Source organism: Pseudomonas sp. 05N433 (assembly GCF_056396925.1).
The window spans coordinates 12976-32154 of record NZ_JBFTML010000004.1; the positions used below are offsets into that span (position 1 = coordinate 12976).

Sequence of the window (19179 nt, forward strand, 5' to 3'; positions counted from 1 at the left end):
TCAACCGTTTTGTGCAGCCTTGGCGTTCTGCAGTTGCCGGGCTTTTTCGGTGAGCAACGCTTTTTCTTCGGGGCTCATATTGTCCAGACGCAACCGCGCCTGGGCGATTTTCTCCAACTGACCCGGACTGCTTTCCCGGGAGCGCAACGCCGCCGCCAGCCCCGCCACGGTCGGATGGTCAAACACCACGCCCGGCTGGATTTCGCACTGCAACAACTTGCGAATGCCGGCCACCAGTTTGATCACCAGCAAGGAATGGCCCCCAGCGGCGAAAAAGTCCCGGTCGATGCCCAGACGCTCAACCCCCAGCAACTGCGCCATGCGCGTCACCAGCAATTGCTCAAGAGCATCGCGGGGTTGCATGCCTTCATCGTCAGCCGAGGTGGACGCGAGTTGTTGCAAGGCCTTGCGGTCAACCTTGCCGTTGGCCAGTCGCGGGAAGCTGTCGATCAACTGCAAGTGCTGCGGCAGCATCACACTGGGCAGACGCAGCGCCAGTTCGTCGCGAACGGCATCGAGCAACGTCGCCGAAGGCGCCTGATGCGGCACGATGAACGCGAGCATCCCGTCTTGCGCGGACGGCCCCGGCAACACCAGTGCTTGCGCGACCTGCGGCAAACGCAGTAACTCGGCTTCGATCTCTGCCAGTTCGATACGGAAACCCCGCACCTTGATTTGCTGATCGCGCCGACCGTGCAACGCAATCGCCAGATCCGGGCGATAGCGGGCCAGGTCGCCGGTGCGGTACAGGCGCTCCTGCGGATTGAACGGGCTCTGGATGAACACTTGCGAATCGGCCTCGACATTCACGTAGCCGCGACACAACTGCGCGCCGCCGAGGTACAACTCGCCCAGCACACCGACCGGCGCCAGTTGCCGGTTATCGTCGAGTACAAACACCTGATTGTTGCCCAACACCCGGGACAGAACGCCGGTGTCAGGCACCGCCGCCTCCAGATCCAGCGGATGAACCAGCACACCGACCGTGGCCTCGGTCGGGCCGTAGTGATTGAACACCCGGCAATCACTGCGCAAACCGGCGATCCGTTGCACCAATGCCTGGGCAATCGGCTCGCCACCCAGCACCAGCGTGCGCGGCAGTTGCGCGCGTTCGCTGTCGAGCAGCGCGGCCAGGTGCGACGGAACGATCTTCAGGCAATCGATGGCTTGCCGTTGCAGGAAGTCGGCAAACAAATTGCCGTCCTGCATTTGCTCATCGCTGGCCACATGCAGTGCGGCGCCGTTGAACAAGGCGCCGAACAGCGCCGTGTTGCCCAGGTCCGCCGCCACCGTGGAGGTGAAGCCGAACTGCTGGCATTGATCCAGCCCCAGGGCCTGGCTGACGTGAGCGGTGTAATTAAGTAATTGCCTATGCTCGATGACCACGCCTTTCGGCATACCGGTGGAGCCGGAGGTGAACAGCACATACGCCGCCTGATCGCCCTGTGTATCGTGGGTGATGGCCGACGTGCTCGCCGGGGCCGATTGCAGCACACGATCCACGGTCGCCAGAGGCAACGGATAATCGTGCCATTGCGCGATGTGCCCGGCGTCGACCAGCAGCAACGCAGCGCCGGCCTGTTCCAGCATCAAGGCTTGACGGGCTTGCGGCCATTGCGGGTCCAGCGGCAGGTACGCGGCGCCGATGCGCCACGCCGCGAGCATGGCGATCACCAGCTCCGCCGAGCGTGGCAAGGCCAGCGCGACGATAGCCCCCGGCGCCATGCCCTGGGCCTTCAATGCCTGGGCCAACACCTCGACCTTCGCCTGCAACTGCCCGTAACTCAGGCGGTGATCACCGTCAGTCAGGGCGATAGCTTGCGGCGTGGTCCGGGCCCAATCGGCAATGCGCTGCGGTAAGAACCGGCTATCTACCCGTGCTCGCGCTGGCGGGTTGATCGACAGCAAGCGCTGTTGTTCGGCGGCTCCCAACACGTTCAGTTGACCGAGTTCGGCGTGAAGATTGGCAACGATGTTTTCGAGCAATACGCGCAACTGCGCCAGCAACCCTTCCATCGCCTGAACCGAGTAGCGGGACGCGTTGTAATGCAGGCGGAATTCGTGGGCGTTGCCCGCCTCGTTCGTTTCCAGTTCAAGCATTAATTCAAACAGTGCTTCGCGCACCGCCAAACGCGGAGTCCATTGCAGATCAGCGGACGTCGCGGCTTGCATGGCCCGGCACACGGCAAAACCATAGGCCGGGCGAGCCGCCGTCGGCGCCAGTTCAGGCGACCAGTATTCCTGCCACGTACGGTGCTCATCCAGGCGCGCCGCCAACTCCGCCACCCAAGTGCTGAATGCTGCATTCGCCGTCAGTGACAGGTTCAGCGGCAGGGTTTTCTCGAACACGCCCACGGCATTACTGAAGTATTGGTAATCTTCGCGACTGTCATGCCGCACCCCGACCAGCACCTGTTGATGCCCGCTGAGCCGACCCAGCAACAGCCACCAGGCCGCTTGCAGCACCACACTCGGCGATTGCTCCAACGCCCCGACCACTTGCTGCAAACCGCTGCGCAGTGCCGGATCGAGCGTGAGCGCCAGCGATTCAGTGGCCGACGACAATCCAGGATTCGCGTTGCGATAGGCCAGCCACGGAGTACTCAAATCGGGATCGGCGCCTTGCAGGTGTTCCTGCCAGTAAGTACGTGCGCCGGCCGCGTCTTCGTCGAGCACCACTTCACTGCGCCATTCCAGGTACTGGGTGAATTCACCGGTCTCTTCGTCGTCCGCCGCCGACTGTTGCCCATAGGCCCGCACCAATTGCTGATACAGCAACCGCACGCCGCTTTGATCGAGGCTGTGCCGGGCCAGGCCCAAGACCAATTTCCATTGATCATCGGCCAGGCGATAGAGCACCGCTTGCGCGCCTTCGGATTCACCGACGACAAAAGCACGTTCCGCCCATTCGCTGAGCTGAGCCTGAATACCGGCCGGGGTATCGACCCGCGCCTGCACGCTCAGCGGGTAGCGCTCCGCCCCCCCGACGAACTGTCGGACACCATGGAATCCCGGCGCCTTGCCCAGCCGCGCAACCAGCATCGGCTGTTGCGCCAGCAAGCGATCCAGTGCGTTTTGCACCCGCTGCGGATCGAGGGCGCCGCGGATCTCGATCTCCAGGAAATGCAGCGCATCACCACAGGCCGGGGCCTTGGGCAACTGCTCCAGCCACCGTTGCTGTTCAGGCGTCAAGGCGTAACCCAGGTCCTGCTGGTCCATCGATACCTCGTTCATGCTCCGGTTTCCTCGGTGTTCATTTCGCGTTCAAGGGCGCTGCGGTCGAACATATCGCCCATGGCCACGACAATCTTGCGCGGGCCTTCGAACGGATCACGGGCATGGGCCACCAGCATGTTGTCGAGCAGGATGGCGTCGCCTTTTTGCCAGTCGAAACGCACCGCGCATTCTTCGTACAAGTCACCGATGCGTTGCATCACTTCGTCTTCGATCGGCGTGCCGTCGCCGTAGAACACGTGGCGCGGCAAGCGGTCCAGGCCGAACATCGACAACAGGTCTTCCCGCACGTCCGGCTCCAGCCAATAGATGTGATGCAGTTGCACCTGGTTGAAGAACGATTTGGCGCCGGTCACCGGGTGACGAATGATGGCCGGCCCTGGGGTGCGGGTTTGCAATTCGTTGTTGTCGAGCCAGCGCCATTCGATGCCACCGGCCCGGCAGCGGGCCTCGACTTCGGCACGGTCTTCAGTCTTGAAGAAATGCTGCCAGGACACGTCGAGGTTGTCGGTAAAGGTGCGCACGTAAAGCAGGCCTTTTTCCTCGAACTTGTCCCGCAGGTCCACCGGCAGTTTTTCGTACATCAACCGGCAATCCACCACTGGAGTCGCACCGCCAATGGGCGCGGCTTGCTCGCAATAGAACATCTGCTTGCGCGGCCAGCGGTCCTGATGGGAGCTCTCGTTGTGGAACAGGATCATCTTGCGTTCCGGGTACGGCGTGGAGCGGTAGGTGTTCTTGCCGCCCTCTTTCTTCGGCAGATCGCCGTACTGGCCGTAAAGCCCTGGCTGGATCGCTTCGGCAAACGCCTCGAAGCCTTGAATGCCATCCAGTTCGAAACCACGGAACAGAATCCCGGCATGCCTGGCGAGTTTTTCTTCGATCAGCGGCCGGTTGTTGTTGATCCACTCGATCAAGTCCAGGTGCGGCTCGTTCGGTTCCAGCAGCAGCGGGAACGGCTGTGGCGCGGCGATCAGCGATTCGCGTATTGGCGCCGGTCGGGCCTTGGCCGCCGGGGCGGCGCCACGCTTGAGGAACTTACCGAGTTTGTCGGCCTTGGGTCCGGGGACGGCAGGCTTGGTGGCCACCGCTAAATTGTCGACTGGCATGCTGATAGCTCCCAATTGAATGTCCTGATCAGCGACGATCTGTTCCAACAGGGCTATCCAGGCCTTCACCAGGTACTGGATGCGCTCGTGTCCGAACAAGGTTGTGGCGAATTGCCAATTACCCAGCAATTGCCCTGCTTCATCGTCAACGAACAACGCCATGTCGAATTTAGAATGGGTCTCCAGCGCCGGCAGCGATTCCACGCTCAAACCGCCGATGGCCTGGGTGCGTCCCGGCAGGTTGTTCATCACGAACAACACTTGCACCAGCGGGTTCATGCCCTTGTGCCGCGGCACGTCCGAGGCGTCAACGATCATGTCGAACGGCAGGTCCTGATGCTCCAGGGCACTGAGCAGGRATTCCTGGGTCTGGCCCAGGAATCGGGCGAACGGCGTGGCGGCGTCGAACCGCGAACGCAACGGCAAGACGTTGACGAAGAAGCCGATCAACCGCTCAAGCTCCGGCTGTTCACGCCCGGCCACGTCGGCACCGACCAACACATCCGCAACGCCGCTGACCTGGTGCAACAACACCTGGAACGACGCCAGCAGCGTGCTGTACAGCGTGACGCCCGCGTCCATCGACAACTGGCGCAAGGCCGTGCTGAGTGGCGTGGTGAGCTGGAACTGCACCGAGTCACCGGCATAGGACGGTGTCAAACCACGGGGGTTATCCGATGGCAACTTCAGTTGCCCGTCATAGCCCGCGAGCCGCGCTTTCCAGTACTCGGCCTGACGCGCCAGCACGCCTTGCTGTTCCAGCTCCTGCTGCCACAGCGCGAAGTCGGAATACTGCACCTCCAGCGCCGGCAACGGGGTCAGGTCACCGGCCTTGGTGCGGTGGTAAATCTGCACCAGTTCGTTGACCAGCAAGCCCATCGACCAGCCATCGGAAATGATGTGGTGCATCGCATACAGCATCACATGCTCGGTCGGCCCCAGGTGCAGGATCCGCCCACGCAACAGCGGTGCGTGTTCCATATCAATCGGCGTGCGCGCGTTTTCCAGTGCCGCTTGTGCCACCCATTCTTCCTGGGCACTGCGGGACAGACCGGACAAATCGATCACCGGGAAATCCAGTTCAACCTGCTCGGCGATCACGGCAATCGGGTCACCTTCATCGTCCTGGGTATACGCGGTGCGCAGTACTTCATGGCGGCGCACCACCTCGGCGAAACTGCTGATCAGCCGTTCCACCGACAACTCACCACGCAAACGCAAGGCCATCGGCATGCCATAGGCCGCGGTGCCGCCGGACAATTGCTCGGCGATCCACAAGCGACGCTGCACCAGCGACAACGGTGCGCTGTGCCGGGTGCCATGGGCCTTGAGCACCACACCGTGGCCGTTCGGCTCAGGTGTGCCCTGCTGCTGCGCGATCCACGCCGCCAGGTCCTTGAGTCGCGGATGGCTGAACAGGTCGCGCAGGCTCAACGTACAGGCCGTGAGTTTGCGCAGGCGCGAGACCGCTTGCGTCGCGAGCAGGGAATGCCCGCCCAGTTCGAAAAAGTGATCGTCGCGGCCGACCTGTTCCCGTTCCAGCACGTCCTGCCAGACCGTAGCGATCTGCTGTTCCAGTGCACCTTCAGGCGCGACAAAGTCCAACGCCAGCAGATTGGCATCGACGCCCGGCAAGGCCTTGCGATCGATCTTGCCATTCGGGCTCAGGGGCAGGCCTTCGAGGAACAGCACATGGGCCGGAACCATGTAATCCGGCAGGCTGGCCTTCAGGCGTGCCTTGATGTCATTGCGCAACGCCGCCAGCGTGGATGAATCGGCGCTGGCTTGCGTCGGATCGTCGAACACCACGTACGCCACCAATTGCTGACCGATGGCGCCCGGTTGCGCCACCACCAGTGCCTGACGCACCGCAGGAACCCGCAGCAGATGGGTTTCTATTTCACCGAGCTCGATGCGCAATCCACGAATCTTCACTTGATGATCGACCCGCCCGACGTACTCAATCACGCCGTCGGCGCGATAACGCGCGAGGTCACCGGTACGGTACACGCGGCCACCACCCAGTGGATCGAACGGGTCGGGAATGAAGCGCTCGGCGGTCAATTCCGGGCGCTGGAAGTAGCCCCGTGCGAGCAGCTCACCGCCAATCACCAATTCCCCGACCACACCGACCGGCGCCGGTTGGCCCTGGGTGTCGAGTACATGAATCGCCCGGCCGCCCAACGCCCGGCCAATCGGCATGGTCACCGGCAACGGGTCGCGGCCGGACACGTAGTCGCTGCAATCGAGCAGCGTGGCGCTGACCGTGGCTTCGGTCGGGCCGTAGGTGTTCAGCAGGCGCACATGGCCCAGCCCGGCCTGGCCCCAGGCGGCAACACCTTCCGGCGGCATGGCTTCGCCACCGACGATCACCTGGCGCAACGCGCCATAGTCACGATGACCCGCCGCCGCGAGGTCCTTGGCCAACATATTCCAGTAGGCAGTGGTCAGGTCGCTGACGCTGAACTGCTTGTCGCGCAATTCGCGATACCAGGTCTCGCTGTCCCAGATGTCCGGTCCGCGCAGCACCACCGAGGCACCGCAAATCAGTGCCGGGTAAAGCTGCTCGACAAAGGCATCGAAGTTGAACGTGGCAAATTGCAGCGAGCGGTCCTGCGGCGTGAGGCCGAGGAAATCCAGGGCCACCCGGGCATGACGGGTCAGCGCCGATTGAGTGATGCCGACCCCTTTCGGGCGCCCGGTGGAGCCCGAGGTGAACATCACATACGCCAGGTTTTGCGGGCCGCTGCGCTCCGGCAGATTGTCGGTCTGGGTCGGGTAATCCAGTTGATCCAGGCTCAGGACGGTGACACCCGCAGCTTCTGGCAACGTCGGCACGAGGTGGCTTTGGGTCAACAGCACACGCAGACCGCTGTCCTCGATCATCGCGCCCAGTCGCTCGGCCGGGTACTCCGGGTCCAACGGCACGTAGGCGCCACCGGCCTTGAGCACCGCCAGCAGGCTGATGATCATCTGCGTCGAACGCTCGACCGCAATGCCCACCAGCACTTCGGGGCCGACGCCGTGTTGCAGCAGCACGCGGGCCAATTGGTTGGCCTGGTCATTGAGCTGGGCATAACTCAGGCGTTGCTCGTCGAAAATCAGCGCCAGCGCTTGCGGTGTGCGCTCGGCTTGCCGTTCAAACAAACGCTGCACGCACACGTCATCGACCGGCAGCGCCAGCGGTTCGCGCACAGCGGTCGAGACCAGGGCCAGATCGCCCATGGCACTGGCGGCAGGTGCCTCGACCATCTGCAACAGCAGGTGCGCGAGATGCCCGGCCAGTTGTTCAATCGCGGCGTCATCGAACTGCTGACGATCGAAACTCAGTTGAAACGACAACTCAGCGCCGAGGTTTACCGACAAGGTCAACGGGTAATTGGTTTGCTCGAAGTTACCCACTTCACCGAAACGCAGATCTTGCGGTGCGCCCTGTTGCAGGGCTTCGGAGATCGGGTAGTTCTCGAACACCAGAATGTTGTCGAACAGGGCTTCGCCGCCCTGCCCGGCCCAACGCTGGATGTCGAACAGCGCGGTGTGTTCTTGCTCACGCAAGGCCAGGTTCTGCGCCTGCACCTGTTGCAACCAGTGCGCCAGCGGCTGTTCGGCCCGTGGGCTGGCGACCACCGGCAAAGTGTTGATGAACAGGCCGATCTGCTGCTCGACCCCGGTCAGTTGCGCCGGACGTCCGGACACCGTGGCGCCGAAGCTGACCGTGTCCAGCCCGGTATAGCGTTGCAACAGCAACAGCCAGGCTGCCTGCACCAGGGTGTTGAGGGTGACTTTCTGTTCCCGTGCAAACGTATTGAGCCCGGCGGTCTGCGCCAGGTCCAGGGTCAGGAAGTGCTCGCCTTGAGCGGTGTTGGCCGCATCGCTGCCGGTCCATACCAGCGCCTTGGCCAACCGGGTCGGCTCATCGAACCCGGCCAACTGGCCCTTCCAGAAACCTTCGGTGACCTGCGCGTCCTGTTGCGTCAGCCATTCGATGTAGTCGCGATAACGCCCCGCCGTGTTCGCCGGCACCTGGCCGCTATAGCGTTGCAGCACCTCACCGAGCAGCTGCGAATTGCTCCAGCCGTCCATCAAGATGTGATGGCTGGTGTAGATCAGGTGAAAACGCGCGGTGTCGAGACGCACCACCGTCAGGTTCAGCAACGGTGCGGCGGCAAGATCAAAACCCTGCTGGCGCTGCGCGGCCGCCAGTTCGCTGAGCGCCAGGGCCACATCGCTGTGGTCGCGCCAGTCATGGAAGGTGAACGGCACGGCCAGTTGCTTGTGGATCACCTGCAACGGACGCTTGAATTCGCCGTCCCAGACAAAACTACTGCGCAGCACATCGTGCGCATCCATTGCCGCTTGCCAGGCCTCGCGGAAACGCTCGACGTTCAAGCCTTCGACATCCACGCACAGCTGATTGATGTAATCGCCGGCCTGCTGCTCGTAGAGGGTGTGGAACAGCATGCCTTGCTGCATCGGTGACAGCGGGTAAATGTCTTCGACCTGGCGTGGCGTCACGGGCAATGAATCAAGCTGGCGTTGCGTCAACCCGGCCAGCGGGAAGTCCGACGGTGTCAGGCCCTGATGCCGAGCCTCACAGCAGTGCTCGATCAACAGCCCCAGTTCCCGCGCATAAGCCTGCGCCAATCGCTCGATGGTCGACGGATCGAACATCTGCCCGCTGAACGTCCAGCCAATACTCAATTCGCCGCCATACACCCGGCCATTGAGGGTCAGCCAGTTGTCCAGCGGTGCCAGCGGACTTTGCTCCGCGCCCGCCGATTCGCTGGCCGGGGTGAACAGTGCGCCCGCCTCGTCGCCGAACCCGGCATCGAACTGGCCGAGGTAGTTGAAGGTAATGCGCGGCACGGGCAAGGCTTGCAGCATTTGCCGGGTACTGTCGTTGCCCAGGTAGCGCAGCGCGCCAAAGCCCAGGCCTTTATCGGGGATCGCCCGCAGTTGCTCCTTGATCGTCTTGATCGAGTCCTGCGGCGTGCTCGCCGGGGTCAGCCGAACCGGGAACAGACTGGTGAACCAACCCACGCTGCGGCTCAAATCGAGTTCGTCGAACAGCGCCTCGCGACCGTGGCCTTCGAGCTGGATCAGGGTCGAGGCTTCACCCGTCCAGTCCGCAATCACCCGCGCCAGCGCCGTCAGCAACAGGTCGTTGACCTGCGTGCGATAGGCCGCCGGTGCCTCCTGCAACAGCTGGCGGGTCTGCTGTTTGTCCAGACGGGTCTGCACATGCAAGGCGTGGCGATTGTGCAACTCGCCCTGGGGTCGATCGCAGGGCAAGTCATTGCGTGAACCCTGCAATTGCTCTTGCCAGAACGCCAGCTGAGCCTGCATCGCCGGGCTGTCGGCATGTTGTTGCAAGCGTCGCGCCCAGGCCTGGGTGGCGCTGGTCTTGGCCGGCAATGTGAGCGTTTGGCCCGCCTGCAACTGCTCGCAGGCCTGTTGCAGGTCTTCGAGCAGAATCCGCCAGGACACGCCGTCGACCACCAGGTGATGGATCACCAGCAACAGTCGCTGACTGCCATCGGCCATGTTCGCCAGCACCGCGCGCAGCAGATTACCGTTCGCCAGTTCGAGGCTGCGCTGTGCCTGTTCGCCCAACTGTTCGAGTGCCGCCGCATCGGCAACCTCGGAGGTCCACAGCAGCGGCGACTGTTGCCAGAGCGCCTGTTGCTCGGCCGGGGAGCGATGCTGCGCGGTCCATTTATTACCCTGACGGGTGAAGGCCAGACGTAACACGTCGTGATGGCTGACCAGTGCCTGCAACGCACGCTCCAGGTGTTCGGCGTGCAGTGGTTTGGCGGACTTGAGCAGCACCGACTGGTTCCAGTGGTGCGGCTCGGCCATCTCGCGTTCAAAGAACAACTGCTGGAATGGCAGCAACGGCGTATCGCCAGTGACCGGGCCCTGGTCGATGCGCAAGTCGCTGTCGCCGACCTTCGCCACCGCCGCGAGGCTTTGCACGTTCTGGTGCAGGAACAGGTCTTTGGGGCTGAAATGAATCCCCGCCTGACGCGCCCGGCTGACCACCTGGATCGAGATGATCGAATCGCCGCCCAGCTCGAAGAAGTTGTCGCTGATCCCCACCTGCGACCGCCCCAGCACGCTTTGCCAGATCTCCACCAACGCCTGTTCGATAGCGCTGGTCGGGGCGGTGTAAGCCTTGCTGCTGGCCGTGGTGTCGGCCTTGGGCAACGCCTTGCGTTCCAGTTTGCCGTTGGGGCTGACCGGCATTTTTTCCAGCCACAGCCAATGCTGCGGGACCATGTAGTCCGGCAATGTCTGGCTCAGGTGTTCCTTGAGGCTGCGCTGCAAGGCGTTGCGAGTTTCATCGTCGGCGTGCAGCAATGCGTCGCGGGCCGGCACCACATACGCCACCAGCAGCGTGCCGTCCTGGGCGATGACCACGGTTTCACGGACTTCGGCGTGTTCAGCCAGGCGCGCTTCGATCTCGCCCAATTCGATGCGCAGGCCACGGATTTTCACCTGATGGTCCATGCGCCCGGCGTATTCGATCACCCCGTCGGCGCGATAACGCGCCAGGTCGCCGGTGCGGTACAGACGCTGGCCGTCACCGAACGGGCTGGTCGCGAAGCGCTCTGCCGTGAGCGATGGGCGACGGTGATAACCCCGGGCCAGGCCTTCGCCGCCCAGGTATAACTCGCCAATCACGCCCACCGGCACCGGCGACAACTCGTGATCGAGAATGTAAGTGCCCAGGTTGGCGATCGGCTGGCCGATCGGCACGCTGTCGCGCCCTTCCTCGATGCACGTCCAGTGCGTGACGTCGATGGCCGCTTCGGTCGGGCCGTAGAGGTTGTACAGCCCGGCATTCGGCAGCTTGGCAAACACTTGCTGCTGCGCGTCCACTTGCAGGGCTTCGCCACTGCAGACGATCCGGGTCAGGCTGCTGCACTGGCCCACCGATGGGTCTTGCAGAAACGCCTGCAACATCGACGGCACAAAGTGCAGCGTGGTGATGCGTTGCGCGGTGATCAATTCAATCAGCTGCGCCGGATCGCGATGAATACCTGGCGCGGCCACCACCAGGGTCGAACCGGTCAACAGCGGCCAGAAGAACTCCCAGACCGCCACGTCGAAACTGAACGGGGTCTTTTGCAGCACGCTGTCCGTGGCGTCGAGCCGATAGGCCTGTTGCATCCAGCACAGACGATTGATCAGTGCCGAATGACGGTTGCCCGCGCCTTTGGGTTTGCCGGTGGAGCCCGAGGTGTAGATCACATAGGCAAGGTTTTCCCCGTCGAGATCAACGCCAGGGTTGGCATCGCTGCGGCCTTCCAGCCAGTCGCCGTCCTGATCCAGCACCAGGCTGCGAATGCCGGCCGGAATCGGCAATTGCTCAAGCAAATGGCTCTGGGTCAGCAGCAACTGGATGCCGCTGTCTTCAAACATGTAGGCCAAACGTTCCTGTGGGTATTCCGGGTCCAACGGCAAATAGGCACCGCCGGCCTTGAGAATCGCCAGCAGGCCCACGACCATTTCCACCGACCGCTCGACCGCGATGCCCACCAGCACATCCGGGCCGACGCCCTGCTCGATCAGCACGTGCGCCAGTTGATTGGCTCGAGCATTGAGCTCGGCGTAGCTCAGGCGTTGCTCGGCAAACACCAGCGCACATGCCTGCGGGGTTTTACCGACCTGCTCTTCGATCAGCGCCTGCACGCTGCGATGCAACGGGTAGTCGACGGCAGTGGCGTTCCATTCGACAACCGTCCGTTGCCGCTCGCGGTCATCGAGCAACGCCAATTGCCCGACCGGGCGGTGGATGTCCTCGACCAGGCCCTGCAACAGATTCAGCCAATGCCGCCCCATGCGCTCGATGGTCGATGGCTCGAACAAATCAGTGGCGTAGGTCAGCGACGCGTGCAGGCCTTGCGGGTTATCACTGGTGTCCAGGGTCAGGTCGAACTGCGCGGTGCGGTGTTCCCAACTGAGATGAGCAAGCTCGATGCCCGGCAAGGATTCGGCCAGCGTCGACGCCGATTCGCTGCGATGGTTGAACATCGCCTGGAACAGCGGGCTGTGGCTCAGGTTGCGTTGCGGTTGCAAGGCATCGACCAGTTGCTCGAACGGCAGGTCCTGATGCATCTGCGCCGCCATGGCCGTCTGCTTCACCTGTTGCAGCAATTGAGCGCCCGTCAGCTGGCCGTCGAACTCGGCGCGCAGCACTTGGGTGTTGACGAAGAAACCGATCAGACGCTCGGTTTCCAGCCGATGACGGTTGGCAATCGGCACGCCGACGCGGATATCGGCCTGGCCGCTGTAGCGATGCAGCAAGGTCTGGAACGAGCCGAGCAACAGCATGAACAGCGTGACGTTTTCACGCCGGGCCAAGGCCTTCAGGGCATTGCCCAGGGATTCGTCGAGGGTGATCGGTAGCCGCGCGCCGCGGAAACTTTGCTGCGCCGGGCGCGGATGATCCAGTGGCAGCTCTAGCAGCGGCTGTTCGCTGCCCAGTTTCTCGCGCCAGTAGGCCAACTGCCGATCCCGTTCGCCGGCGGCCATCCACTGACGCTGCCACACCGCGTAGTCGGCGTACTGCACCGGCAATGGCGGCAGTTCAGCCGGCCGGCCCTGGYTGATCGCCGCATACAGGGCCATCAAATCGTCGATCATCACCTGCAACGACCAGGCGTCGGAAACGATGTGGTGCAGGGTCAGAATCAGCACGTGATCCTGCTCGCCCACCTGCAGCAGAACGAAACGCACCAACGAGCCGTCGAGCACATCGAACGGGCGTTGCGTCTCCTTCTCGATGAAGGCCTTGATGCTCGCTTCATCGCTGGCAGCCAGGCGTTGTTCGACAAAGCTCACGCGACCTTGCGGGCGGATCACCTGCCAGGTGCGGCCATCTTCCTCGACGAACGCTGTGCGCAGGCTTTCGTGGCGCACCACCAGCGTCTCGAAGCTGCGTTGCAGGGCATTTTTGTCCAGCGCGCCGCGCATCCGCAGCGCGGTCGGGATGTTGTAGGCGGCGCTGTCGGGGTCCATTTTCCACAGGAACCATTGGCGCTCCTGGGCAAAGGACAGCGCCAGCGGTTGGTCACGGTCGACCCGGGTCATCGGCGGTGACTGTTCGCCCGGCTCGGCGCCCAGCGCCTGGACGAAATCCTCCAGGGTGCTGTGCTCGAACAGGCTGCGCAACGGCACCTGAATGCCCAGCACCCGCCGCACCCGCGACACCACTTGGGTCACCAGCAGGGAGTGCCCGCCCAGCTCGAAGAAGTTGTCGGTCAGGCCCACGCGGTCCAGCTTCAGTACGTCCTGCCAGATGGCCGCGACTTGCTGTTGCCGCTCGCTCTGTGGGGCGACATAACGCGCCTGTAACTGGCTCGCGTCCACCGCTGGCAACGCCTTGCGATTGAGTTTGCCGTTAGGTGTCAGCGGCAGGTTGGCGAGGAACAGCAGATGCGCCGGGACCATGAATTCCGGCAGGCATTCCTTGAGCCGCGCCTTGAGTTCATCGCGCAGACCCAGTTGCTCGTCGGCGGCATCGAGGTCCAGTTGCGGCGCGACCACATAGGCCACCAGTTGCTGGCTGCCCAGGGCTTCCTGCGCCAGCACCGCCACTTCACGGACTGCTGGCTGCTCCAGCAAACGCGCCTCGATTTCACCCAGTTCGATGCGGAAACCGCGAATCTTCACTTGATGGTCGATACGCCCCATGTATTCGAGCACGCCGTCATGACGATGGCGTGCCAGATCGCCGGTACGGTACAGCCGCGCGCCGTTGCCGAACGGGTCGGGCAGGAAGCGCTCGGCGGTCATCGCCGCACGGTGGTGATACCCACGGGCCAGGCCGTCGCCGCCGATCAGCAGTTCGCCAATCGAGCCCGCCGGGTTCGGCGCCAGATCGTCACCCAGAATGTACAGCGTGGTGTTGGCAATCGGTTTGCCCAGGTACGGCTGGCGCTGCTCGCGGGTCAGCTGCCAGGCCGCCGACCAGATGGTGGTTTCGGTCGGGCCATAAAGGTTCCAGACCTGCCCCGCCAGGCCGAGCATGCGTTGGGCCAGGTCATCGGCCAGCGCTTCGCCGCCGCAGAGGAATTTACAACCCTGGAGGGTGGGCGCCTGTTCATGGTCGAGCAACATGCGCCAGGTCGACGGCGTGGCTTGCACCACCGTGACTTCCTGCTGCCGGATCATCTCCAGCAGCGCTTGCGGATCCTGGGCGGTGTGCTTGTCCACCAACACCACACCGGCACCGCTGAGCAGCGGGCCGTAGATTTCCAGGCCGAAAATATCGAACGAGAACGTGGTCAGCGACAGCATGCGGTCCTGGGCCTCGATGCCCGGCGCCTTGACCATGCTCACCACGAAGTTCACCAGCGCCTGATGGCGCACCATCACCCCTTTGGGCTTGCCGGTGGAGCCGGAGGTGTAAATCGCATACGCCAGGTGTTCACCGCTGAGCGCTACCTGCGGATCGGCCTCGCTGTAACCGCGAGCGTGCTCGCCTTGCGGGTCGAGCAACAGGGTCTGCACGCCGGCCGGAATCGGCAATTGCCCGATCAAATGCGCCTGGGTCAGCAGCAGTTGCAAGCCACTGTCTTCGATCATGTGCGCCAGACGGTCTTCAGGGTATTGCGGGTCCAGCGGCACGTAGGCACCGCCCGCCTTGAGAATCGCCAACAGCCCGATCAGCATTTCCAGGCTGCGGTCGATGGCGATACCGACCAACTGATCCGGGCCGACGCCCCGTTCGATCAGCCGATGGGCCAACTGGTTGGCCTGGCGATTGAGTTGTGCATAACTCAGGGATTGCCCGTCGAACACCAACGCCGTGGCCTCTGGCGTGCGCCGGGCCTGGGCTTCGATCAATTGATGGATGCAACGGTCGGTCGGGTATTCGGCGGCGCTGCGGTTCCAGTCGACCAGCACCCGCTGTTGTTCGGTTTCGTCGAGCAGCGCCAGTTCGCCCACCCGCTGCTGCGGATCGGCAACGATACTGCCCAACAGGTTTTGCCAATGCCGTGCCAGACGCTCGATGGTCGCGCCGTCAAACAGGTCGGTGGCATAGGTCAGCTGTGCGCCGAGGCCCTCGGGGCCGTCGAAGGTTTCCAGGGTCAGGTCGAATTGCGCGGTGCGCGATGGCTGATGCAAGTGGCGGATCGTCAGCGCCGACTCGCCGGTGCCCTGGCGGCTTTGGCTGGCGCCGGTGCTCTGGTGGTTGTACATGACCTGAAACAGCGGGCTGTAGCTCAGGCTGCGTTCCGGCTGTAAGGCCTCGACCAATTGCTCGAAAGGCAGGTCCTGATGCGCCTGGGCGGCCATCGCGGTCTGCTTGACCTGGGCCAGCAGCGTGCTGAACGTGGCCTGAGCGTCGAACTCGGTCTTGAGCACCTGGGTGTTGACGAAGAAGCCGATCAGCCGCTCGGTCTCGACCCGGTTGCGGTTAGCGGTGGGCACGCCGACGCGAATCTCGGCCTGGCCACTGTAGCGATGCAACAAGGTCTGGAACGACGCCAGCAACAGCATGAACAGGGTGACGTTTTCACTTTTGGCCAAGGCCCTCAGGCGCTCGCCCAGTGCCGGCGGCAACGCCAGCTCATGACGGGCGCCACGCAGGCTCTGCACCGCCGGACGCGGGTAATCGGTGGGCAATTCCAGCACCGGATGTTCGCCGCCCAAGTGCGCCTGCCAATACTCCAGCTGCCGCTCGCGCTCCCCGGCTTCCATCCAGTGCCGTTGCCAGATGCCATAGTCGGCGTACTGGATCGACAGTGGCGGCAAAGCGAGTTCCTGGCCCTGGCGGTAAGCGCCGTACAGTTGCAGCAGTTCATCGACCATGACCCGCATCGACGCGCCATCCGAGGCGATGTGGTGCTGGGTCAGGGTCAGCACGTGCTCCTGCGCACCAAGGCGCAGCAGGCTGACGCGCAACAGCGGCCCGTTGACCAAGTCGAACGGCTGCCCGGCCTGTTCGGCGACGAACGCTTGAATCTGCGCTTCTGGCGACAGGGCATCGGGGCTTTCATCCAGTTCATGCACGGCGACGGTCAGGTTCATGTGCGGATGAATCACCTGCACCGCTTGCTCATCCTGCTGCCGGAACGTGGTGCGCAGGCTTTGATGACGGGCAATCAGCGCATTGAACCCCCGTTCGAGTGCTGCTACGTCAAGTTCGCCCTGCAAATGCATGGCACTGGGGATGTTGTAGGCGGCGCTGTCGGGGTCCATCTGCCAGAGGAACCACTGGCGCTCCTGAGCAAAAGACAGCGGCACCGGATCGAACTGCGACTGGGTTTCGGGAATCGGCAGGTTCGCCGGCGAAACGCCCTCCTCGAGCATCTTCTGCAGATAGACCCTGCGCTTGTCGAGCGGCAAAGTAATGAAGCGCCGGGCGATCTTCAAAGCGACATTGGTATCCATCAAGCTTCCTCCATTTCATCAAGCAGGGCGTCCAGCTTGCTCAGTTTCAACGTATCGACCTGCTCACCTGCGGTTGCCAGACTGCTGACGAAATCCGTGAGTACGGGGTGTTGAAAAATCAGTTGCGGGGTCAGTTTCAGGCCCAGTTCCAGTTGCAGGCGTGAAACCACATTGACGGCCAGCAACGAGTGGCCGCCCAGTTCGAAAAAGTGATCCAGCAGGCCGACACGTTCGACTTGCAGTACGTGCTGCCAGATCGCCGCGACCTGCTGCTCGCGCTCGCTCTGCGGGGCGACATAACGCACCTGCAAATGACCGCCCTCCACCGTCGGCAACGCCTTGCGGTCGAGTTTGCCGTTGGGCGTCAGCGGCAATTGTTCGAGGAACAACAGGTGCGCCGGGACCATGAATTCCGGCAAAGACTCCCTGAGCCGTGCCTTGAGTTCATCGCGCAGGGACTGCTGATCATCGAGCTCCAGTGGTGAAGCGACCACGTAGGCCACCAGTTGCTGATTGCCCAGGGTTTCCTGCGCCAGCACCGCCACTTCGCGAACCGCTGGCTGCTCCAGCAGGCGCGCTTCGATTTCACCCAGTTCGATGCGGAAGCCGCGGATCTTCACTTGATGATCGATTCGGCCTCGGTACTCGAGCACGCCATCGGCCTGATAGCGGGTCAAATCACCGGTGCGGTACAGGCGCTCGCCGTTGCTGGCGAACGGGTTCGGCACGTACTTCTCGGCGGTCATGCCCGGCCGCCCCAGGTAACCCCGGGTGATGCCGGCACCGGCCAGGTACAACTCGGCCGATACGCCTTGCGGCACCGGTTGCAGATCGGCGTCGAGCAAATAGCTGGCGGTGTGTTTGAGCGGGCGACCAATGTTCGCCGTGCCACCCGCTTCGCGACGGGTCCAGGTGGAATAGGTGGTGTCTTCCGACGGGCCATAAAGATCGTAGACATGCGCCACGGTCGGTTGCCCATAAAGCGCATCGACCAGCGACTGCTTCAGCGGCTCACCGGCGAGGTTGATGATGCGCACGCTCGGCGGGATCTGCCCGGCACTGTGCAGCGCATTGATCGCCGACGGCACGGTGTTGATCAGGCGAACCTGATCGCGGGCGGGCAGTTGCGGCAGCTCCAGGGCGTTGCGGGCGATGATCAGCGAGCCGCCGTTGGCCAGGGTGACAAACAGCTCCCATACCGACAGGTCGAAACACACCGAAGTCGAAGCCAGCACACCCTGAATGTCGTCGCGGCTGTACACCGATTGCGACCAGTCGATCAGCGCCAGCACGTTGCGATGGGCGATGGCCACGCCTTTGGGCTCGCCGGTGGAACCGGAGGTGTAGATCACGTAGGCCAGGTTATCCGGCGTGACACCGGTCACCGGTGCGCTGCTCGGGTAAGCAGCCAGCCATGGCTCGGCGCTGTCCATCAACAACACTTGTGTCTCGGCAGCGATGCTCAATGTTGCCGCAACAGCCTGCTCGGTCAGCAGCACCAGCGCACGGCTGTCGTCGAGCATGTAGGCCACGCGGTCGGCTGGATAATCCGGGTCCAATGGCACATAAGCGCCACCGGCCTTGAGCACCGCCAGCAGCGCCACCAGCAGACTGTCGGAACGCTGCATCGCCACGCCGACCCGCACTTCCGGACCCACGCCCAACTCGATCAGCTTGTGGGCCAGACGGTTGGCCCGGGCGTCGAGCTCGGCGTAAGTCAGTTGCTTGGCCGCGAAGGTCACCGCCAGCGCATCCGGTTGGGCGGCGACTTGACGGTCGATCAATTGATGGACGCACAGATCATCGGCGAAACCTTCGTCAGCAGGGTTCCAATCCAGCAACACTTGTTGCTGCTCGGTTTCATCCAGAAGCAACAACTCGCCGAGACAGCGTTCACCGGCGTCGATCATCTGGCTCAACAGGTGCTGCAAATGAGCCGCCAGTCGCGTCACTGTCGCCTGCGCAAAACTGCCGCGTTGATAGCTGAAGTGCAGCGACAGTTGCGTGTCGAGGCTCACCAGCAGGGTCAGCGGATAGTTGGTTTGCTCCTGACTGGCCACCGGACCAAAACGCAGCCCTTGCGGGGCGCCCTGCTCCAGGGCCTGGGCAATCGGGTAGTTCTCGAACACCAGAATGTTGTCGAACAGCGCTTCACCGCCCTGCCCGGCCCAGCGCTGAATATCGAACAGCGCGGTGTGTTCGAACTCGCGCAAGGCCAGGTTTTGCGCCTGCACCGCTTGCAGCCAACCAGTAAGCGATTGCTCGGCCCGTGGACTGGCGATCACCGGCAAGGTGTTGATGAACAGCCCGATCTGCTGCTCGACACCCGGCAAGTCCGCCGGACGACCGGCGACCGTCGCGCCGAAGGCCACGGTGTTCTTACCGGTGTAGCGTTGCAACAGCAGCAACCAGGCCGCCTGCACCAGCGTGT

Annotated in this window: 3 protein-coding genes (1 of these 3 only partly in view); all 3 read right to left on the reverse strand. The window is 63.1% G+C overall.

Going from position 1 to position 19179, the window contains the following annotated elements; translation table 11 throughout:
- Tightly spaced (each overlapping or abutting the next), the 3 genes in view from AC1DIS_RS02315 to AC1DIS_RS02325 form a layout consistent with a single transcriptional unit that may run on beyond the window.
- Positions 1 to 3234: a non-ribosomal peptide synthetase gene (locus AC1DIS_RS02315; protein ID WP_477743768.1), complete on the reverse strand. Its 3234-nt coding sequence runs from the start codon at positions 3232 to 3234 to the stop codon at positions 1 to 3.
- A complete protein-coding gene (locus AC1DIS_RS02320) occupies positions 3231 to 16748 on the reverse strand; it encodes a non-ribosomal peptide synthase/polyketide synthase (RefSeq protein WP_477780742.1) in 13518 nt (4505 codons plus the stop codon). The genes AC1DIS_RS02315 and AC1DIS_RS02320 overlap by 4 nt, the downstream gene beginning before the upstream one ends.
- Positions 16748 to 19179, reverse strand: partial view of a non-ribosomal peptide synthetase gene (locus AC1DIS_RS02325; RefSeq protein ID WP_477780743.1) — the 3' portion only. Its footprint extends 9940 nt past the window's final position; only the last 2432 of its 12372 coding nucleotides appear in the window; its start codon lies off the right edge, out of view — the gene reads right to left on this strand; its stop codon occupies positions 16748 to 16750. Before AC1DIS_RS02325 ends, AC1DIS_RS02320 begins: the two co-directional genes overlap by 1 nt.

Bases quoted from the DNA above. Each gene is read 5' to 3' on its own strand.
- AC1DIS_RS02315 (WP_477743768.1), bottom strand. From the start codon at position 3,234: ATGAACGAGGTATCGATGGACCAGCAGGACCTGGGTTACGCCTTGACG.